The sequence below is a fragment of the Endozoicomonas sp. ALB032 genome (assembly GCF_049310125.1).
Taxonomy (GTDB): Bacteria; Pseudomonadota; Gammaproteobacteria; order Pseudomonadales; family Endozoicomonadaceae; genus Endozoicomonas_A.
In genome coordinates this window covers 1,547,724-1,568,708 of record NZ_JBLYNW010000001.1, presented here as the reverse complement: position 1 = coordinate 1,568,708, position 20,985 = coordinate 1,547,724, and the positions used below count along the sequence as shown (strand labels likewise).

Annotated in this window: 15 protein-coding genes; 1 reads left to right on the top strand and 14 read right to left on the bottom strand. The window is 46.3% G+C overall.

Annotation, left to right across the window (positions count from 1 at the left end):
- Positions 1 to 72: 72 nt before the first annotated feature.
- The 3 genes from ACO6VG_RS05235 to ACO6VG_RS05225 all read right to left on the bottom strand — a co-directional run bounded on the left by ACO6VG_RS05235 (position 73) and on the right by ACO6VG_RS05225 (position 5,456).
- Positions 73 to 1,755, bottom strand: coding sequence for an F-box/WD repeat-containing protein (locus ACO6VG_RS05235; protein ID WP_422473001.1), 1,683 nt, complete (start codon positions 1,753 to 1,755; stop codon positions 73 to 75).
- Positions 1,756 to 1,927: 172 nt separating this feature from the next.
- Positions 1,928 to 3,640: an F-box protein gene (locus ACO6VG_RS05230; RefSeq protein WP_422472999.1), complete on the bottom strand. Its 1,713-nt coding sequence runs from the start codon at positions 3,638 to 3,640 to the stop codon at positions 1,928 to 1,930.
- A 148-nt stretch (positions 3,641 to 3,788) separates the two neighbouring features.
- Positions 3,789 to 5,456: an F-box/WD repeat-containing protein gene (locus ACO6VG_RS05225; RefSeq protein ID WP_422413466.1), complete on the bottom strand. Its 1,668-nt coding sequence runs from the start codon at positions 5,454 to 5,456 to the stop codon at positions 3,789 to 3,791.
- A gap of 324 nt (positions 5,457 to 5,780) precedes the next feature.
- Between ACO6VG_RS05225 and ACO6VG_RS05220 the strand changes: the two genes are divergently transcribed.
- The gene (locus ACO6VG_RS05220; RefSeq protein WP_422413464.1) at positions 5,781 to 6,227 is read left to right on the top strand and encodes a DUF6682 family protein; all 447 of its coding nucleotides are present in this window, start codon (positions 5,781 to 5,783) and stop codon (positions 6,225 to 6,227) included.
- Positions 6,228 to 6,344: 117 nt separating this feature from the next.
- Here ACO6VG_RS05220 and ACO6VG_RS05215 read toward each other — a convergent pair whose 3' ends face one another.
- The 11 genes from ACO6VG_RS05215 to ACO6VG_RS05165 all read right to left on the bottom strand — a co-directional run bounded on the left by ACO6VG_RS05215 (position 6,345) and on the right by ACO6VG_RS05165 (position 20,828).
- Positions 6,345 to 6,545: a hypothetical protein gene (locus ACO6VG_RS05215; RefSeq protein ID WP_422135927.1), complete on the bottom strand. Its 201-nt coding sequence runs from the start codon at positions 6,543 to 6,545 to the stop codon at positions 6,345 to 6,347.
- Between the two features lie 77 nt (positions 6,546 to 6,622).
- Positions 6,623 to 8,332, bottom strand: a complete 1,710-nt coding sequence (locus ACO6VG_RS05210) for an F-box protein (protein ID WP_422472997.1) — start codon at positions 8,330 to 8,332, stop codon at positions 6,623 to 6,625.
- 145 nt (positions 8,333 to 8,477) lie between these two features.
- A complete protein-coding gene (locus tag ACO6VG_RS05205) occupies positions 8,478 to 10,136 on the bottom strand; it encodes an F-box/WD repeat-containing protein (RefSeq protein WP_422472995.1) in 1,659 nt (552 codons plus the stop codon).
- A 149-nt stretch (positions 10,137 to 10,285) separates the two neighbouring features.
- Positions 10,286 to 10,645, bottom strand: coding sequence for a hypothetical protein (locus ACO6VG_RS05200; protein ID WP_422135924.1), 360 nt, complete (start codon positions 10,643 to 10,645; stop codon positions 10,286 to 10,288).
- The gene (locus tag ACO6VG_RS05195) at positions 10,590 to 10,715 is read right to left on the bottom strand and encodes an F-box-like domain-containing protein (protein ID WP_422135923.1); all 126 of its coding nucleotides are present in this window, start codon (positions 10,713 to 10,715) and stop codon (positions 10,590 to 10,592) included. Before ACO6VG_RS05195 ends, ACO6VG_RS05200 begins: the two co-directional genes overlap by 56 nt.
- Before the next feature lie 514 nt (positions 10,716 to 11,229).
- Positions 11,230 to 12,609 (bottom strand): hypothetical protein, encoded by a 1,380-nt coding sequence (locus ACO6VG_RS05190; protein WP_422135922.1) that lies wholly within the window; start codon positions 12,607 to 12,609, stop codon positions 11,230 to 11,232.
- Between the two features lie 131 nt (positions 12,610 to 12,740).
- Positions 12,741 to 13,367, bottom strand: coding sequence for an F-box protein (locus ACO6VG_RS05185; RefSeq protein ID WP_422135921.1), 627 nt, complete (start codon positions 13,365 to 13,367; stop codon positions 12,741 to 12,743).
- A 308-nt stretch (positions 13,368 to 13,675) separates the two neighbouring features.
- On the bottom strand, positions 13,676 to 15,337 hold the full coding sequence (locus ACO6VG_RS05180; protein WP_422472993.1) for an F-box protein: 1,662 nt from the start codon (positions 15,335 to 15,337) through the stop codon (positions 13,676 to 13,678).
- Between the two features lie 138 nt (positions 15,338 to 15,475).
- Entirely contained in the window at positions 15,476 to 17,257 is a 1,782-nt protein-coding gene (locus ACO6VG_RS05175; protein WP_422413259.1) for an F-box/WD repeat-containing protein, read from the bottom strand.
- A 109-nt stretch (positions 17,258 to 17,366) separates the two neighbouring features.
- Complete coding sequence (locus tag ACO6VG_RS05170) at positions 17,367 to 19,031, bottom strand: F-box/WD repeat-containing protein (RefSeq protein WP_422472991.1); 1,665 nt, start codon at positions 19,029 to 19,031, stop codon at positions 17,367 to 17,369.
- A gap of 138 nt (positions 19,032 to 19,169) precedes the next feature.
- Entirely contained in the window at positions 19,170 to 20,828 is a 1,659-nt protein-coding gene (locus ACO6VG_RS05165) for an F-box/WD repeat-containing protein (protein ID WP_422472989.1), read from the bottom strand.
- Positions 20,829 to 20,985 lie beyond the last annotated feature (157 nt).

The window sequence follows — 20,985 nt, the reverse complement described above, 5'->3', positions numbered from 1 at the left end:
CCTGGAAAAGACATCTAAAGTTGATTTGATCTGTTAGAGTCATTTTCACGACGGAAGTTCAAAATATTGAGGTCAGTGGAAATAAGAAAAAGAAGCGCCCTGATCCGGGAAAAATAGCTCAGTGATTTTCGCTGCGTACTCGGTGACGGTTACCACATGTCGGCTATCGGCACTGAAGGTGGCCCATTGGACTGCACCTTCATCCTCGTGTTGGAGGGTGGCTTTTTCCAGCCATGATCCGTCGGCCTCCTGGCCACAAATTTTCGCTGTACCATCTGCACTGGCAGTGACCAAATGACAACCATCGGCACTGAAAGTGGCTGAGATGACACACTCCTTATGGATAATGCTGTCTTCTTCTTGCCATGATCCATCGGCCTGCAGGCCACTGATTTTTGCCGTGTTGTCACCACCGGCGGTCACCACATGGAGGCAATCGCTGCTGAAGTTGGCTGAGTTGATCCCTCCGTTGTGGGAAATGCAGGCTTTTTGTTGCCATGATGCAGCGGCCTTCTGGCTATAGAGTTTCGCCTTGCCATCCATGCTGGCAGTGACCACATGACGGCAATTGGCGCTGAAGGTGGCTGAGCCGATCACGTCACTATGATGAATCACCTTTATTTCTTGCCATGATCCATCAGCCTGCAGACCACAGATTCTCGCCGTGCAATCAAAACTGGCGGTTACCAGATGGCAGCTATCGGCGCTGAAGTTGGCTGAGCTGATTGCTTTCTTGTGTTGAAAAGTGGCTTTTTCCAACCATGATCCAGCGACCCCCTGGGCGTAGATTTTTACAACATAATCTTCATCGAAGATCACCAGATGATGGCCATTGGCGCTGAGCATGGCCGAACAGACCGGACTACTATGGTCAATAATGCCCTCCGGTTGCCATGATCCATCGCCCCCCTGACCAAAGATCTTCACCGTATGACCCAGACTGGCAGTCACTACACGGCGCCCATCAGCACTGAAGCTGGCTGAACTGACATGATCAATATGGTGAATAATGGCTTTTTCTTCCCATGATCCATCATCCTTCAGACCACAGATTTTCGCTGTGCCATCGTGACAGGCAGTGACCAGATAACGGCCATCGGGGCTGAAGCTGACTGACATGACCATACTACTATGGGTAATAGTGGCTTTTTCTTCCCATAATCTATTGGCCTCCAGGCGGTAGATTTTTGCTGTGTTATCAAAACTGGCGGTTGCCAGGAAGTGGCCATCGGGACTGAAAGTGGCTTCGGAGACAGGACCAGCATGAGTAATCCTGATTTTTTCCACTAGCTTGAATTTTTTACATAGAGACATCAATTTACTGTTGGTGAAAAGTAACTCAACAGGGAAATGAATATTCTTTCGGTGTTCAATGAGCGACTCGGTAGTGTCCTTATTAGCAAAAGGCGCCAACCAATCACGGAGTTGTTGCTCATCTTTTTTCGTTATCGTGGCTTTTAGTTGATATTGGTGTTGTGAAGGAAACCGGCGACCCCATGCTCTTTCCTGTGCTTTATCGTTTTCAACAAGATCGCGAAGATACCTGCATACCTTTGCCAAACGGGTAATCTCGCGAAAACCCAAATAGCGAATAATCATCGATTTTGTTTCGTAGGGTAAACGGAGCAATGGCGATTGGTTTTGGTTGTATACACTAATCTCCCTGCCTGCACTGACAACCGTTGGCACTTCCTCAAGGTAAGCTTGTCCATGTGTTGGCGAGTCAATACCCGAATTGCTGTTAACAGGGCCCATGCCCGACTCCTTCAAAACTTCAAAGTGGGTATTTATCCTTGTAGGAAAAAAACATTCAAAATGGATTCGACAGCTTAGACTCAGTTTTATGATGAAAGTTCACAATATTGGGGTCAGTGAAACCAGGAAAAAAACAGAGCCCTGATCCAGAAAAATTTTTCAAAGTCATGGATCAAAAGAGGAGACAACTAACCTCAGGCTGAGGTTGGGTCAGACCCATTGGATCATCATCGTCCTTGCATAGTTCAGTGATTTTTGCCGCGTAAGAAGTAACCGTCACCACAAGTCGGCTATCGGCGCTGAAAGCGGCTGATTTGACCTGACTTTCGTGTTGAATGGTGGCTTTTTCCTGCCATGACCCGTCGGCCTCCTGGCCACATATTTTCGCTGTACCATCCAGGCTGGTAGTTACCATATGACAGCCATCGGCACTGAAGGTAGCTGAGGTGACGCTGTTCTGATGGATAATGATGATGGCCTCTTCTTGCCATGATCCATCAGCCTGCAGGGTACTGATTTTTACCGTGTTATCCTTGCTGCCGGTCACCAGATGGCGGCAATCGGCACTGAAGTTGGCTGAGGTGATCTCTCCGGTGTGGGAAATGCAGGCTTTTTCTTGCCATGATGAATCGGCCGTCTTGCTGTGGATTTTCGCCTTGCCGCCCCGACTGGCGGCCACCAGATGGCAGCTATCGGCGCTGAAGGTGACTGAGAAGCGCCAATGATTATGATAAATCGTGGCTGCTTTTTTCCATGATCCATCGGCCTGTAGGCCACTGATTATTGCCGTTCTGTCATCACTGACGGTCACCACATGGAGGCTATCGGCGCTGAAGTTGGCGGATTTGATTTTGAAACTGTGCTGAATGCTGGCTTTTTCTACCCATGATCCTGCGGGCCCCTGAGCGTAGATTTTTACAGAGCAATCTTTACTGCAGAGCGCCAGATGATGGCCATTGCAGCTGATTACGGACGAAGAGACCGAACTACCACGTTCAATAGTACTCTCTAATGCCCAAGATCCATCGTCCCCCTGACTAAAGATTTTCGTCCTATGAGCATTGGCAGTCACCATACGGCGGTCATCAGCACTGAAAGTGACTGAATAGACCGGACCAATATGAGGAAGGATGGCTTTCTCTTTCCATGATCCATCATCCTCCTGGCCATATATTTTCGCCTGGCAATCCGAACTGACGGTCGCCAAATGACGACCATTGGGACTGAAGCTGGCTGAGTAGACGTTATCACTTTGGGAAATGATGCCTTTTAGCTCCCATGATCCATCAGTCTTCTGGCCGAAGATTTTCACTGTTTTATCCTCACCGACGATGACTAGATGGCGGCCATCGGCGCTGAAGGTGGCTGTGTTGAAATGGAAGGAATGGGTAATTTTGGCTTTTTCCGCTAACTTGAATTTTTTACATTCAGACATCAGTTTACTGTTGCTGAAAAGTAACTGAACAGGAAAATAAGAGCTCTTTCGTTGTTTTATGAGTGAATCGATAGTTTCTGAATTCGCAAACGTCTGCAACCAATCACGGAGCTGTTGCTCGTCTTTTGTCTTAATTGCGGCCTTTAGTTGATATAGGTGTGGTGAAGGAAACCGGCGATCCCACGCTCTTTCCAGAGCTCTGTTTTGTTTAACAAAATCGCGAAAATATCGGCATACCTTTGCTAAACGGATAATCTCTCGAAAACCCAGACAGCGAATAATCTTTAACTGTGTTAATTCGGGCAAAGCTAAAATCGGAGAGTTATTGTTGTGATATAAAGCAACGTCCCTACCTGCACTGACACCCGTTGATGCTTCCTCAAGCTGAGGTTGCAAAGGTCTTGGTGAAAGTGATTTGTGTATCTCTGAATTGCTGGTGATAGGGTTCATCCCTGATTGCTCCGTAGCTCCAAAATCAGTCTTTATCCTCGCCTGGAAAGGATATTTTAAATGGATTCTATCTGTTCGACTCAGTTTTATAGTGGTAGTTCAAAAAAGATTGAGGTCAGTGGAGCCAAGCAAAAATACGCTCATTCGATCATTGATCGTTCTTCAATAGTTCAGTAATTTTCGCTGTGTACTCGGTGACGGTTACCACATGTCGGCTATCGGCACTGAAAGTGGCCTGGTGGACTGCATCTTCATCCTCGTGTTGGAGGGTGGCTTTTTCCAGCCATGATCCGTCGGCCTGCTGGCCACAAATTTTCGCTGTGCGATCCAAACTGGCGGTTACCATATGACAACCATCGGCACTGAAGTCGGCTGAGAAGACACTCCCGCTATGGGTGATACAGGCTTCTTCCTGCCATGATCCATCGGCCTGCAGGCCATTGATTTTTGCCGTGTTGTCATTACTGGCGGTCGCCACTTGGAGGCAATCGGCGCTGAAGTTGGCTGAGTTGACTTCCCTGGTGTGAAAAATGCGGGCTTTTTCTTGCCATGATGAATCGACATTCTGGCTATAGATTTTTGCACTGCCATCCCAACTGGCGGTCACCACATGACGGCAATCGGCGCTGAAGTTGGCTGAGCAGATCACGTCGCCATGATGAATCGCAGTTATTTCTTTCCATGATCCATCGGCCTGCAGGCCACAGATTCTTGCCGTGCAATCAAAACTGGAGGTTACCAGATAGCAGCTATCGGCGCTGAAGTCTGCTGAGGAGATTGCTTTCTTGTGTTGAATGGTGGCTTTTTCTACCCATGATCCAGCGACCCCCTGAGCGTAGATTTTTACAGCATAATCTGCATCGCAAATCACTAGATGATGGCCATTGGCGCTGAGCATGGCCGAACAGACCTGACTACTGTGGTCAATAATGCCCTCCGGTTGCCATGATCCATCGCTCCCCTGAGCAAAGATTTTCACCGTATGATCCAGACTGGCAGTCACCACGCGGCGCCCATCAGTACTGAAGCTGGCTGAACTGATCTGATCAATATGGGTAATAATGACTTTTTCTTCCCATGATCCATCATCCTGCTGACCAAAGATTTTCGCCGTGTGATCTTTACTGGCAGTCACCACATGACGGCCATCGAGACTGAAGCTGGCTGATGTGACCCAATTATTATGGGAGATGGTGCCTTTTGATTCCCATGATCCATGGGTCTCCAGGCCGAAGATTTTTGCTGTTCCATCATAACTGGCGGTTACCAGGTGACGGCCATCGGTGCTGAAGGTGGCGGTGCAGACATTGCTGGAATGGGCAATTTCGAGTTTTTCCACTGGGCTGAATAGTTTACATTGAGACATCAGTTTGCTGTTGATGAAAAGGAGCTGAACAGGAAAGTAAGTACTTTCTCGTTGTTTTAAAAGTGACTCGACAGTGTCCTTATCCACAAACGGCTTTAACCAGGCACGGAGTTGTTGCTCATTTTTTTTCGTTATCGTGGCCTTTAGTTGATCTTGGTGAGGTGAAGGAAACCGTTGATACCACCCTCTTTCCAGTGCTTTATCGGTTTCAACAAAATCGCGAAGGTACCTGCATACCCTTGCCAAACGGGTAATCTCGCGAAGACCCAAATAGCGAATAATCATCGATTTTGTTTCGTAGGGTAAACAAAGCAATGGCGATTGGTTTTGGTAATATACATTAATGTCTCTGCCGACACAGACACTCGTTGCTGTTTCCTCCAGTCTAGGTCGCTTGGGTTCTGGCGGGAGTAAATCGTCATGGCCGGAATTGTTGTTCAAAGGGTTCATGTCTGGCCCCTCCTGAGTTCAAAAGTCAGTACTTACCCGTGCCTTAAAAAGACATCTAAAGTTGATTTGATCTGTTAGAGTCGGTTTTGTAATGGAAGTTCAAAATATTGGGGTCAGTGAAACCAGGAAAAAAACAGAGCCCTGATCCGTGAAATTTTTTCAAGGTCATGGATCAAGCAAGTGAACAAAGACTTGTTCCCTTGCGACAAAGACGGAGCTCAGCTGGCCGTGGTGCAGAACCGCCCTGATACCTATTCGCAGGTGACTAATTTTAACTGTCAGGCCAAGGCAAGGCAGAGTGTACCCATTGAAGCCTAACGGTTAATGGATATCATCGACAACGAAAATACCGGCAGATCGGTCACTAAAACTACCCGTGAGTCACTGGATTCATTAATAGCCAACTGGTCTGTCACCACCGGAACGAATGTGGAACGGTTTATCTACGACGAGAAAAGCCCCGGCGTGTTTTACGTCTACCCAGTGCCAGCGGCCAATCACATCATCAATATTATGATCAACCGAACACCGGTTCCGGTCACCATTACCGACTTTGGAAACGATCCTACCGACATGGAACTGGATACCGTCTGGCTGAACCCGGTAATCAATTACTTGATGTTCCGTGCCTACATTTCGGACGGAGAAACGGAAGAAAATCTGATGCAGGCACAAAGCTATCTGAAAATGTTCGCTAATGACCCGCAACGGAAATGGAATGTGGACCTGATTTTCAGGCAGCAGCTTCAGGGGGATGTGGTTCAGGGTTAATGCTTTTTGTTTTCATGCTTGATCCAGATAATGACCGGTATGGCAATAATGACCACAAAAAGGGTCATGAGCAGATACATATCGCTGGGTGTCATAACTTTTCTCCCTTGGAGCGATCTAAGAACCCTCGCCCGATAGGGCGGGGAGTGTCAGAAAGCCAACATAAACAAAGAAAATAATCAGCGCAGCACCGAACAGTTCTATTTCCCAAAACAGGTCACTTTCTGATACCAAAGGACCCAGGATACACAGAGCTAAGGGCACCTTGACCAGATCAAACCACATCTTAGACAAACAATCACGCTGATTTTTATTCATTGATTTCACCTTTTCATTTCTTGAAAGGACATCATAGACTATGGAACTGGACTACCTGCCGCGCATACGCCCCTACATCAAAAGAGGAGACAACTAACCTCAGGCTGAGGTTGGGTCAGACCCATTGGATCATCATCGTCCTTGCATAGTTCAGTGATTTTTGCTGTGTAAAGAGTAACCGTCACCACAAGTCGGCTATCGGCGCTGAAAGCGGCTGACTTGACCTGACTTTCGTGTTGAATGGTGGCTTTTTCCTGCCATGACCCGTCGGCCTCCTGGCCACATATTTTCGCTGTACCATCCAGGCTGGTAGTTACCATATGACAGCCATCGGCACTGAAGGTAGCTGAGGTGACGCTGTTCTGATGGATAATGATGATGGCCTCTTCTTGCCATGATCCATCGGCCTGCAGGGTACTGATTTTTACCGTGTTATCCCTGCTGCTGGTCACCAGATGGCGGCAATCGGCACTGAAGTTGGCTTTGGTGATCTCTTCGGTGTGGGAAATGCAGGCTTTTTCTTGCCATGATGAATCGGCCGTCTTGCTATGGATTTTCGCCTTGCCGCCCCGACTGGCGGTCACCAGATGGCAGCTATCGGCGCTGAAGGTGGCTGAGACCCGATGATTATGATAAATCGTGGCTGCTGTTTTCCATAATCCATCGGCCTGCAGGCCACTGATTTTTGCCGTACTGTCCCTACTGACGGTCACCACATGGAGGCTATTGGCGCTGAAGTTGGCGGATTTGATTCCGGAACTGTGCTGAATGCTGGCTTTTTCTACCCATGATCCAGCGGGCCCCCGAGCATAGATTTTTACAGAGTAATCTTGACTGCAGAGCGCCAGATGATGGCCATTGGAGCTGATTACGGTCGAAGAGACCGTACTACCACGTTCAATAGTACTCTCTAATGCCCATGATCCATCGTCCCCCTGAATAAAGATTTTCGTCCTGTAAGCACTGGCAGTCACCACACGGCGGCCATCAGCACTGAAGGTGGCTGAATAGGCCGGACCAATATGGGAAAGGATGGCTTTCTCTTTCCATGATCCATCATCCTCCTGACCATATATTTTCGCCTGGCCATCCCAACCGGCGGTCACCAAATGACGACCATTGGGACTGAAGCGGGCTGAGTAGAGGTAATCACTGTGGGAAATGATGCCTTTTGGTTCCCATGATCCATCGGTCTTCTGGCCGAAGATTTTCGCCCTTTTATCCCCACCGACGGTGACCAGATGGCAACCATCGGCGCTGAAGGTGGTTGTTTTGACATAGAAGGAATGAGTAATTTTGGCTTTTTCCACTAACTTGAATTTTTTACATTCAGACATCAGTTTACTGTTGCTGAAAAGTAACTGAACAGGAAAATAAGAACTCTTTCTTTGTTTAATGAGTGACTCGATAGTTTCTGAATTTGCAAACGTCTGCAACCAATCACGGAGCTGTTGCTCGTCTTTTGTCTTAATTGCGGCCTTTAGTTGATAAAGATGTGGTGAAGGAAACCGGCGATCCCATGCACTTTCCAGAGCTCTGTTTTGTTTAACAAAATCGCGAAAATATCGGCATACCTTGGCTAAACGGGTAATCTCTCGAAAATCCAGGCATCGAATAATCTTTAACTGTGTTAATTCGGGCAAAGCTAAAATCGGAGAGTTATTGTTGTGATATAGAGTAACGTCCCTACCTGCACTGACACCCGTTGGTGCTTCCTCCAGTTGATGCTGCACAGGTGTTGGCGGGAGTGATTCGTGTATCCCGGAATGGCTGTTAATTGGGTTCATCCCTCATTACTCCGTAGCTCCAAAGTCGGTCTTTATTCTCGCCTGGAAAGGTTATTTAAAAAGCATTCAATCTGTTGGAGTCGCTTTTATAGTGGAAGTTCAAAAAAGATTGAGGTCAGTGGAACTAATACCCATCATTCGATCATCAATTCTTCTTCCGAAGTTCAGTGATTCTTACCTTTTTATAATCACCCAGGGTCATCACATTCCGGCTATCGGGGCTGAAACTGGCTGCGGTGAGTTCTGTCCCTTTTTGAATGACGGCTTTTTGCAGCCATGACTCACTAATCTCCAGACCATAAATTTTCACTACACCATCGATACTGGCGGTCAACACATGGCAAGCATCGGCACTGAAGGTGGCTGAGACGACCTCATCCTGATGGACAATGCGGGCTTTTAGTGCCCATGATCCATCGGCCTGCAGGCTGCTGATTTTCGCCATGGCATCACTGGTGGTCACCACATGCTGGCAATCGGCACTGAAGCTCGCTGAGATGACCTCCTCAGAGTGTTCAACGCGGGCTTTTTCTCCCCATGATCCAGCGTTCTGGCTATGGATTTTCACCATACCACCTTTATAGACGGTCAACACATGGCGGCAGTCGGCGCTGAAGTTGGCTGATTTGATCAACTCATCATGTTTTATCGTGTCCATTTCTTTCCACGATCCATCAGCCTGCAGGTTAAAGATTATTGCCGCGTGATTACTATAAGTGCTGAGGACCAGATGGCAGCTATCGGCGCTGAAGTTGGCCTGGAAAGCATTGGCCTCTGGTTGAATAATGGATGTTACTACCCATAATCCCTCGGCCAGCTGGCCATGAATTTCTACAACATTATCCATAATATGAAGAATTGCCATGTGACGGCCATCGGGGCTGAGCTTGGGCGAATAGATTTGATTTCCATGACAAAACTCCTTTACTTCCCATGATCCATTGTCCCTCCGAGCAATGATTTTCACCGTGTTATAGGAACTGTGGGTCACCACACGGCGGCTATCAGCACTGAAAGTGGCTGAATTGAGGTAATTCTTATGGGAAATGCAGGCCTTTTCTTCCCAGGATCCGTTGTCCTCCAGACCATAGATTTTCGCTGTGCCATCCTGACAGACAGAGACCAGATAGTGGCCATCGGGGCTGAAGCTGGCTGACAAGACCAAACGATCATGGGTAATGGTGGCTTTTTCTTGCCATGATCCATTGGCCTCCCAGCAGTAGATTTTCGCTGTGTGATCGCTACTGGCGGTTACCAGATGCCGGCCATCGGGGCTGAAACTGGCTTCATTGACTCCAGCACCATGGGTAATTTCGAGCGTTTCCACTAACTCAAATTCTCTGCACAGAGACATTAATTGACTGTTGGTGAAAAGTAACTGAACAGGGAAATGAATATTCTTTCGGTGTTCAATGAGCGACTCGACAGTGCCCTTATTAGCAAAAGGCGCCAACCAATCACGGAGCTGTTGCTCATCTTTTGTCTTAATGGCAGCCTTTAGTTGATCTAGATGTGGTGAAGGAAACCGGCGATTCCATGCTCTTCCCAAAGCGTTATTTTGTTTAACAAGATTTCGAAAATATCGGCATACTTTTGCTAAACGGGTAATCTCTCGCAAACCCAAACAGCGGATAATCTTTAACTGTATTAATTCCGGCAAATCTAAAAGCGGAGAGTTAGTGTTGTAATAAGGCGTAACGTCCCTACCGGTACAGACAACCGTTGCAGCTTCCTTCAGTCGATTTCGCTTGGGTGTTGGCGGGAGTGGTTCCTGTATCCCGGAATGGCTGTTAATTGGGATCATCCCTGATTGCTCCTTAGCTCCAAAGTCAGTCTTTCTCCACAGTTAAAAGCGACATTTAAAATGGATTTAATCCGTTGGACTCGGTTCTACAATGAAAGTTCAAAACATTGCAGTCACTTGGACTAAGCAAAAATACGCTCATTCGATCATCAATCTTTCTTCCATAGTTCAGTGATTCTCAGCGGGCATTCATGACTGATGGCCACCACATTTCGGCTATCGGCGCTGAAGCTGGCTTTGGTGAATCGTATTCTGTTGCGAACGGCTGTTTTTTGCAGCCATGATCCATTGGCCTGCTGGCCAAGAATTCTCACCATACCATCGTCACTGGTGGTCACCAGATGGCAAGCGTCGGGACTGAAGGCAGTTGAGAGGATCTTATTCTGATGGACGATGTTGGCTTTCGGTTGCCATGAGCCATCGGTTTGCAGGCTATGGATTTTCGCTGTGGCATCAGCACCGATGGTCAACCAATGCTGGCAATCGGCACGGCGGTGTTTGTCTAACAAGATCGTGAAAATATCGGCATACCTTTGCTAAACGGGTAATCTCTCGAAAACCCAAATAGCGAATAATCAACGATTTTGTTTCGTAGGGTAAACGGAGGAATGGCGATTGGTTATAGACATTGACGTCCCTGCTTGCACAGACGCCCGTTGCGCCTTCCTCCAGTGAGCTCCCTTGGGTGGTGGCGGGAGTGAACCCTCATTGTTGTAATTGTTGTTCAGAGGGTTCACGCCTGACTCATTCAAAACCCCAAAGTTAGCAAAATCGCCGTAAACCCTTGCCTGACAGAGGGTGTCGCAAAAGGGTATGGTCAGCAGGATATATCAAGATCGTCGTTCCCGCGCAGGCGGGAACCCACCACGAGCAGTGGATCTCCGCCTTCGCGGAGATGACGGTTTGAAGCTTGAAGCGTTTTAATTGACCTTTTGCGACACCCTCGACAGGGCTGGGAGTGTCACAGTGAAATCTTTACCGCAGAGCGCCAATAGATCAAAGAGCTGATTTCACGAATTTGGAAAGAAAATTTCGGGGCCGATCCGTTAAAATCTGATCAAAACAACCAGGTAGAGGTCTCCTGCTTGAATGCTTAATGCCACCAAGTGAAATCATGTCCATGAGAATAATACTTGAGTAATTGCATTCCAACGAGACTGTGTGCTTCTCTGTAATATGGGTCTGGATTAGCACATTTACCATCTGGCTTTTCATGGAGGTCTATAACGCTGACTCTCTTTGAAGCGCCCCTATAAAAAACGTCTTTAGAATGATCTGCTACAAAAAAACAACTATTATCACCTTTCCAGGAAACTCCTTTGTCAATGCGTAATAGATAATTGAATTTAGATGAAATATGTGCAATCTGATTTGATAGATGTTTAAAATTAGATTCTGCTTCACCACTTAAAATATAGTCAAATAGATTTTTCGCTTTGTCTGAAGACCATGTTACTGTTCTACCTGTATTATGGTAAGGAAAGTCAGAGAAAAACGACCTGTGTCTGGTTAAAATCGATTTATCATCATCAAATAATTTATCTGCATCGCAATCTTTTATACCGTAGAGTGGCAGGGTCTCTGACAATGTTGGTTGAGTAAACATGCCATGGCTAGCTATTATATAAGGTGGTTTCGATAGCCATTGATTATCAATGTCTGAATAAAACAAAAAATTGGTTCCGAGTTTTTCAAAACGATTAGCCAGATTAATTTTGTTTTCAGATTTAGCCTTATCTATACAAAAGTTTATAGTCTTGGTAATGTGTTGAGATACAACAATTCTGATGCAATCCATAAACATGAAACCCATATATGCAGTATGCCAATCTAATTCCTTGGGAAATTTTAACTGCAGGTCTGTTTCAAGAGAGATACATAAGATATTATCATGATCTTTGAAACTGGCTTTCATCTCATTGATTTGGGATTCTTTAAGCGCCTTGTCAGAAAATACTATAAACAGTGGGATATCATTTTTACTGAGTTCGGTTCCTTCTTTCAATATTCTTTGGACATAATTCAATCCGTTAAATCTTTCAGGATTATTTTTGCCATCAAATATGGTGGTGCCATGCAGCGCTGCCCATGTATGAAATACTGGACATGGAGGACATACCTTCAAATCCATAGCAGTAGCTTTCTCTAATGTATCTATGCCTGAAAACTTTAAACTATCAGCGATATTTCTCCAGGATAATTCATCGATTGAATCAAAATAAGTTCGGTCGAGAGTGAAGACGATGTTTTTCGCAAGGTGGACGTAGAAATCATCATTGTCTTTTTCGTTCATAACCGGAGAAATGCATCTTGATGAAAGATCCTTAGTCCCAAAATAATTTCCTGTGTGTTCTACTGCGCAAGGAAGATACTTTATATCATCCTTTTTTACAGATGGACTCTCTTGCTCCATTTTGGACTGCGTTAGAATATGTGCCCCTGGCGGTACAATTGGTTTTACTACTTGATACATGCCCTTTTCCCTTTTCCCTTTTCCCTTTTCCCTTATTAGGCTGTTAAGAATCTAAAATGCTCACATTAGCAAAACATAGCCCTAAAGATCTTTCTAGTACCAAATAATTGCTAACAAATGTGTAATAATGGCTAACAAAAAATTTCCGAGAAATGTACGCAGGGTGTATTTGTGTGAAGAACAGATCGCTTGAGCTCGTTGGCAGTCAACACACCGAGGCCATCGACGCTGAAGGTGGCTGTGCTTAAATTGAAGGAATGAGTAATTTTGGCTTTTTCCACTAACTTGAATTTTTTACATTCAGACATCAGTTTACTGTTGCTGAAAAGTAACTGAACAGGAAAATAAGAACTCTTTCTTTGTTTAATGAGTGACTCGATAGTTTCTGAATTTGCAAACGTCTGCAACCAATCACGGAGCTGTTGCTCGTCTTTTGTCTTAATTGCGGCCTTTAGTTGATAAAGATGTGGTGAAGGAAACCGGCGATCCCATGCACTTTCCAGAGCTCTGTTTTGTTTAACAAAATCGCGAAAATATCGGCATACCTTGGCTAAACGGGTAATCTCTCGAAAATCCAGGCATCGAATAATCTTTAACTGTGTTAATTCGGGCAAAGCTAAAATCGGAGAGTTATTGTTGTGATATAGAGTAACGTCCCTACCTGCACTGACACCCGTTGGTGCTTCCTCCAGTTGATGCTGCACAGGTGTTGGCGGGAGTGATTCGTGTATCCCGGAATGGCTGTTAATTGGGTTCATCCCTCATTACTCCGTAGCTCCAAAGTCGGTCTTTATTCTCGCCTGGAAAGGTTATTTAAAAAGCATTCAATCTGTTGGAGTCGGTTTTATAGTGGAAGTTCAAAAAAGATTGAGGTCAGTGGAACTAATAAGTACCTAACCAGTTGGTTTCGCATATTCTTGACGGCGGCTTTTTCCACCCTTCTGCGTTCCAACTCTGGTTGCGTAGCTATGGCTACGCGCCCGTCGTTGCACCTTGAAGGATGAAAAAATCCACTCGCCAGAATATGCGAAACCAACTGGCCAGGTACTTAGCAATCATTCGATTATCAATTCTTCTTCCGAAGTTCAGTGATTCTCACCGTGTTATCTTTACAGACGGTCATCACATTTCGGCTGTCGGGGCTAAAACTGGCTGCGGTGAGTTCTGTCTCTTTTTGAATGACGGCTTTTTTCAGCCATGACCCGTTGGTCTCGAGACCATAAATTTTCACTACACCATCGACACTGGCGGTCAACACATGGCAAGCATCGGCACTGAAGGTGGCTGAGACGACCTCACCCGGATGGACAATGCGGGCTTTTAGTGCCCATGATCCATCGGCCTGCAGGCTGCTGATTTTCGCTATGGCATCACTGGTGGTCACCACATGCTGGCAATCGGCACTGAAGTTGGTTGAGGTGACCTCCTCAGGGTGTTCAATGCAGGCTTTTTCTTCCCAAGATCCAGCACTCTGGCTATGGATTTTCGCCTTACCATCATTACAGGCGGTCACCACATGGCGGCAGTTGGCGCTGAAGTTGGCTGATTTGATCAACTCATCATGTTTTATCGTGCCCACTTCTTTCCACGATCCATCAGCCTGCAGGTTATAGATTATTGTCGCGTGATTACGATGAGTGCTGAGGACCAGATGGCAGCTATCGACACTGAAGTTGGCCAGGAAGACAGGGGCCTTTAGTTGGATGGTAGATGTTACTTCCCACAATCCCGCAGCCAACTGGCCATGAATTTCTACAACGTGATCCATTGAATTAAGAATTATCATGTGACGGCCATCGGGGCTGAGCTTGGCCGAAGTGATCCAATTTCTATAAAAAGTCTCCTCTACTTCCCATGACCCATTGCCCCTTCGACCAACGAGTTTCACCGTGTTATAGGAACTGTGGGTCACCACAAGGCGGCTATCAGCACTGAAAGTGGCTGAATTGAGGAAATTCTTATGGGAAATGCAGGCCTTTTCTTCCCAGGATCTATGATCATCCAGACCATAGATTTTCCCTGTGCCATCGCGACAGACGGTGACCATGTAACGGCCATCGGGGCTGAAGCTGGCTGACAAGACCACACGATTATGGGTAATGGTGGCTTTTTCTTCCCATGATCCATTGGCCTCCCAGCAGTAGATTTTTGCCGTGTGATCGCTACTGGCGGTTACCAGATGCTGGCCATCGGGGCTGAAACTGGCTTCATAGACTCGACCACTATGGGTAATTTCGAGCGTTTCCACTAACTTAAATTCTCTGCACAGAGACATTAATTGACTGTTGGTGAAAAGTAACTGGACAGGGAAATGAATATTCTTTCGGTGTTCAATGAGCGACTCGACAGTGCCCTTATTAGCAAAAGGCGCCAACCAATCACGGAGCTGTTGCTCATCTTTTGTCTTAATGGCAGCCTTTAGTTGATATAGAGGATGTGGTGAAGGAAACCGGCGATTCCATGCTCTTCCCAAAGCGTTATGGTGTTTAACAAGATTGCGAAAATATCGGCATACTTTTGCTAAACGGGTAATCTCTCGCAAACCCAAACAGCGAATAATCTTTAACTGTGTTAATTCCGGCAAATCTAAAAGCGGAGAGTTATTGTCGTAATAAGGAGTAACGTCCCTGCCTTTACAGACAACGGTTGCAGCTTCCTTCAGTCGATTTCGCTTGGGTGTTGGCGGGTGTGGTTCCTGTATCCCGGAATGGCTGTTAATTGGGTTCATCCCTGATTGCTCCGTAGTTCCAAAGTCAGTCTTTATCCACAGTTAAAGGGGACATTTAAAATGGATTTGATCCGTTAGACTCGGTTTTACAATGGAAGTTCAAAACATTGCGTAAGCAAAAATACGCTCATTCGATCATCAATCTTTTTTCCGAAGTTCAGTGATTGTCACCTTGTTATCTGCGCTGACAGTCAACACATGTCGGCTATCGGCGCTGAAGTTGGCTGATTCGACAGAAAACTCGTGTCGAATGGTGGCTTTTTCTACCCATGAACCATCGGTCCACAAGCCATAAACTTTCGCCGTGTGATCGCAACTGGCGGTCACTACAAGGCAACCGTCGGCACTGAAGGTGGCTGAACAGACGTAACCTTTGTGGACAATAGTGGCTTGTTTTTCCCATGATCCATCAGCCTTCCGGCCATAGATTCTTGCCTTTTTATTGTCGACGGTGGTCACCAAACGGAGGCCATCGGCACTGAAGTCGGCTGAGATGTTGTCGATTTTGTGAGAAAAGATGGCTTCCTTTACCCATGATCCGGGGGGCTCCAGGCCATAGATTTTCATCGTATTATTAGAGATGGTCAGCAGGCGGCCGCCATTGGCACTGAATCTGGTTGAGAAGACACCCGTATTAAAAATCGTGACTGTTTCTTGCCATGAACCATCGTCCTGCAGGTCACATATTTTAAGCGTCTTAAGGACACCTTTGGTTATCAGATGGCGTCCATCGGCACTGAAACGAGCTGAGTGGACAGGAACATCATGAGTCATGGTGGTATTTATTTCCCATGACCCATTGGCTTCCTGACCATAGATTTCCACAGTGTTGTCTTTACCACTGATCATCAGATGACGGCAATTGGGACTGAATCTGGGCAATATGAGCTCACCGTTATGAATCATGGTGGCTTCTGCTTTCCATGAGCCATTGTCCTTCTGACCATAGAGTGTGACAATGCCAGATACGCTGAGGATCAATAAATAACGACCATCGTCGTTTAGCTGGGCAAATTTGATCGAATCATTATGGTAATTAGTGTATTTTTCTTGCCATGATGTATCAGTCTCCAGACCATAGATTCTCAGCGTTTTATCGGTGCTGGCGGTCAACATTTGGCGTCCATCAGCAGTGAATCTGGCAAATTTGACCAGACCATTGCCAGAAATGGTGGCTTTTGGTTTCCATGAGCCATTGTCCTCCCGGCCATAAATTTCCCCCTTGTTACGACTGGCGACCACCAGATTGCGGCTATCTGGGCTGAATGTGACGATGTAGAACCGACCATTATGGGAAATGATGTTTTTTGGTTTCCATGAGCCATTGTCCTCCTTAGCAAAGATTTTCGCTGTATTATCACGACTGGCAGTGACCAGATGCTGGCCATCGGAGCTGAAACTGGCATTGTAGACAATATCACCACGGGTAATTTCGGCTTTTTCCACTGACTCAAATTCTTTACATAGCGACATCAGTTTACTGTTGGTGAAAAGTAACTGAACAGGAAAATAAGTATTCTTACGTTGTTCAATGAGGGGCTCTATAGTGCCCTTATTAGCAAATGGCTCTAACCAGTCACGGAGTTGTTGCTCATCTTTTGTTTTAATGCTGGTCTTTAGTTGATATAGATGGGATGAAGGAAACCGGCGATTCCATGCTCTTCCTAAAGCGTTAACCTGTTTAACAAGATTGCGAAAATATCGGCATACCTTTGCTAAACGGGTAATCTCTCGAAAACCCAGGCAGCGAATAATTTGCAAATGAGTTAATTCGGGCAAATCTAAAAACGGAGAGTTATTGTTGTGATACAGAGTAACGTCCCTGCCCGCACTGACGCCCGTTGATGCTGCCTCCATTTGAGGTTGCACAGGTGTCGGTGAGGCTCTGTTTATGCAGGAATTGCTGTTAATTGGGTTCATCCCTCATTGCTCCGTAACTCCAAAGTCAATATTTATTGCTATCTGGAAAGGACATTTAAAATGGATTCAGTCAGTAGGATTCGGTTTTATGATGAAAGTTCATCGATCATCAATCCTTTTTCCGAAGTTCAGTGATCCTCACTTTGTTATCCATACTGACGGTCACCACATTTCGGCTATCGGCGCTGAAACTGACTGCGGTGAATTTTGTCTCTTTTTGAATGACGGCTTTTTGCAGCCATGACCCGTCAGCCTCCAGACCATAAATCTTCACTTTACCATCGTCACTGGCGGTCACCACGTGGCAAGCGTCGGCACTGAAGGTGGCTGAGACGACCTGATCATAATGGACAATGCTGGCTTTTAGTGCCCATGATCCATCGGTCTGCAGGCTATTGATTTGCGCCGTGGCATCGTCACTGTTAGTTACCACATGTTGGCAATCTGCACTGAAGCTTGCCGACCTCACCCCCCCGGAGTGGACAATGCAGGCTTTTTCTTTCCATGATCCAGCACTCTGGCTATAGATCTTTGCTGTATTATCTTTACTGGCGGTCACCAGGTGGAGGCAGTCGGCGCTGAAGTTGGCTGATTGGATCAAATCATCATGTTTGATCGTGCCCATTTTTTTCCATGATCCATCAGCCTGCAGGTCATAGATTATTGCCGCAGGAGCAAATGTGCTGATGACCAGATGGCAGCTATCGGCGCTGAATTTGACCCGGTCGCTTCCATCCTCTAGCTGAATGGTGGATGTTACTGCCCATAATCCAGCGGCCAACTGACTCTGGATTTCTATAACGCGATACCCGGGAGTATGAATGATCAGGTGACGGCCATCGGGGCTGAGCTTGGCCGAAGTGATCCAATTTTTTTGAAGAGTGTCCTCCAATTCCCATGATCCATTGTCCCCCCGACCTGTAATTTTCAGCAAAGCATCATTACCATAACCAACAGTCAACACACGGCGGCCATCAGCACAGAAGGTGGCTGAAGTGATGTATGTCTCGTGGGAAATGGAGGCTTTTTCTTCCCATGATCCATCGTCCTCCAGACCATAGATTTTCACTGTGCCGCGATGAGCGGCGATTATCAGATAGCGGCCATCGGGGCTGAAGGTGGCTGATATCACCCAATATTCATGGGTAATAACGGCTTTTTCTTCCCATGAGCCATTGGGCTCACGGCTGTAGATTTTCGCTGTTGTATCGCGACTGGCGGTTGCCAGATGTTGGCCATCGGGGCTTAAAGTAGCCTGGTAGACACGACCTCCATGGGTAATTTCGAGTTTTTCCACTAACTCAAATTCTTTACATAGCGACATCAGTTTGCTGTTGGTGAAAAGGAGCTGAACAGAAAAATGAATGTTCTTTCCTTGTTCCATGAGCAACCCGATAGTGCCCTTATCAGCAAACGGCTCCAACCAATCACGGAGTTGTTGCTGATCTTTTGTCTCAATGGTGGATCTTAGTTGATATTGCTGTGGTGAAGGGAAACGGCGATACCATGCTCTTTCCAGAGCTCTATCTTGATTAACAAGATCGCGAAAATATCGGCATACCTTTGCTAAACGGGTAATCTCTCGTAAACCCAAAAAGCGAATAATCTTTAATTGTGTTAATTCGGGCAAATCGAAGAATGGCGAGTTATTGTTGTGATATAGAGTGACGTCCCTACCCGCACTGACGCCCGTTGGTGCTTGCTCCAGTTGAGGTTGTTCAGATGTTGGCGACAGTGGTTCGTTAATACTAGAAGTGCTTTTTGCAGGGTTCACGACGGTTTCCTTCATAGCGCCAAAGTCAGTATGTATCCTCAGTTAAAAAGGACATTTAAAATGGATTCGATCCGTTAGACTCGCTTTTACAATGGAAGATCAAAACATTGCGTAAGCAAAAATACGCTCATTGGATCATTAATCCTTCTTCCATAGTTCAGTGATTCTCAGCGAGTATTCGTGACCGATGGCCGCCACATTTCGGCTATCGGCGCTGAAGCAGGCTGCGTTGAATCGTATACTGTTATGAACGGCGGTTTTTTGCAGCCATGATCCATCGGCCTGCTGGCCAAGGATTCTCACCATACCATCGTCACTGTACGTCACCAGATGACAAGCGTCGGGACTGAAGGCGGCTGAGAGGATCTTATCCTTATGGACAATGTTGGCTTTTGGTTGCCATGAGCCGTCGGTTTGCAGGCTATGGATTTTTGCTGTGGCATCATCACCGATGGTCAAGACATGCTGGCAATCGGCACTGAAGCTTGCCGATTTGACCCCCCCATGGTGGACAATGCAGGCTTTTTGTTCCCATGATCCAGCATTCTGGCTATAGATTTTCGCCGTACCATCATCACTGGCGGTCATCAAATGGAGGCTGTCAGGGCTGAAGTTAGCTGATTTGATCGACTGATCATGTTCAATCGAACCCATTTCTTTCCATGATCCATCAGCCTGCAGGTCAAAGATTATCGCTGTGTGAGCGTAAGTTGTGATGACCAGATGGCAGCTATCGGCACTCAAGTTGCCCGTGCGGATATTAAACCTGAAATTAATAGTGGATGTTACTACCCATGATCCGGCGGCTGACTGGCCATAGACTTCTAAAACATCATCCAGAGAACCGAAAACTACCAGGTGACGGCCATCGGAGCTGAGCTTGGCCGAATAGACCCCTTCGTCATGAATAGTGTCCTCTACCTGCCATGATCCATTGTCTTCCCGGTGGATGATTTTCACCGAATCTCTTAAACCGACGGTCACCACACGGCGGCCATCGGCACTGAATTTGGCTGAACTGAGCATATTCTCGTGGGAAATGCAGGCTTTTTCTTTCCATGATCCATCGTCTTCCAGACCGTAGATTTTTGCCTTGCCATCCCAACCGGCTGTGACCAGATAGCGGCCATCGGGGCTAAAAATGACTGAATCAACAGTATGATCATGGCTAATGGTGGCTTTTTTTTGCCATGATCCATTGGTCTGCAGGGAGTAAATTTTCGCTGATTTATCACGACTGGCAGTTGCCAGATGCTGGCCATCGAGACTTAAACTGGCGTGGTAGACAGTATCATCATGTCTAATTACGGCTTTTTCCACTAACTCAAATTCTTTACTTTGAGACATCAGTTTACTGTTGGTGAAAAGTAACTGAACAGGGAAATAAATATTCTTGCGTCGTTCAATGAGCGACTCGACAGTGCCCGTATTAGCCATTGGCTTAAACCAATCACGGAGTTGTTGCTCATCTTTTGTCTTAATAGTGGTTTTTAGCTGATATAGGTAGGGTGAAGGAAACCGGCGATTCCATGCTCTTCCCAAAGCGTTATTTTCTTTAACAAAATCATGAAAATATCGGCATACCTCTGCTAAACGGGTAATATCTCGAAAACCCAAACAGCGAATAATCTTTAATTGTGTTAATTCGGGTAAATGTAAAAACGGTGAGTTATTGTTGTGATATAGAGTAACGTCCCTGTCTGCACTGATACCCGCTGGTGCCTCCTCCGGTTGAGGCTGCAAAGGCGTTGGCGAGAGTGGTTCGTGTAGGTTGGAATTGCTGTCGATAGGGTTCATTCCTGATTGTCCCGTAACTTCAAAGTTAGTATTTATCCCGGCTTGGGAAGGGCATTTAAAATGGATCAGATCTGTTGGACCCGGCTTTATGGTGGAAGTTCAAAAAATATTGAGGTCAGAATAATGAAAGGCACGACTTATAAACGACTGTCCATAC

Excerpts from the sequence above, each read along its gene's own strand:
- ACO6VG_RS05235 (WP_422473001.1), bottom strand. The coding sequence starts at position 1,755 with ATGGGCCCTGTTAACAGCAATTCGGGTATTGACTCGCCAACACATGGA.
- ACO6VG_RS05230 (WP_422472999.1), bottom strand. The coding sequence starts at position 3,640 with ATGAACCCTATCACCAGCAATTCAGAGATACACAAATCACTTTCACCA.
- ACO6VG_RS05225 (WP_422413466.1), bottom strand. The coding sequence starts at position 5,456 with ATGAACCCTTTGAACAACAATTCCGGCCATGACGATTTACTCCCGCCA.
- ACO6VG_RS05220 (WP_422413464.1), top strand. The coding sequence starts at position 5,781 with ATGGATATCATCGACAACGAAAATACCGGCAGATCGGTCACTAAAACT.
- ACO6VG_RS05215 (WP_422135927.1), bottom strand. The coding sequence starts at position 6,545 with ATGAATAAAAATCAGCGTGATTGTTTGTCTAAGATGTGGTTTGATCTG.
- ACO6VG_RS05210 (WP_422472997.1), bottom strand. The coding sequence starts at position 8,332 with ATGAACCCAATTAACAGCCATTCCGGGATACACGAATCACTCCCGCCA.
- ACO6VG_RS05205 (WP_422472995.1), bottom strand. The coding sequence starts at position 10,136 with ATGATCCCAATTAACAGCCATTCCGGGATACAGGAACCACTCCCGCCA.
- ACO6VG_RS05190 (WP_422135922.1), bottom strand. The coding sequence starts at position 12,609 with ATGTATCAAGTAGTAAAACCAATTGTACCGCCAGGGGCACATATTCTA.
- ACO6VG_RS05185 (WP_422135921.1), bottom strand. The coding sequence starts at position 13,367 with ATGAACCCAATTAACAGCCATTCCGGGATACACGAATCACTCCCGCCA.
- ACO6VG_RS05180 (WP_422472993.1), bottom strand. The coding sequence starts at position 15,337 with ATGAACCCAATTAACAGCCATTCCGGGATACAGGAACCACACCCGCCA.
- ACO6VG_RS05175 (WP_422413259.1), bottom strand. The coding sequence starts at position 17,257 with ATGAACCCAATTAACAGCAATTCCTGCATAAACAGAGCCTCACCGACA.
- ACO6VG_RS05165 (WP_422472989.1), bottom strand. The coding sequence starts at position 20,828 with ATGAACCCTATCGACAGCAATTCCAACCTACACGAACCACTCTCGCCA.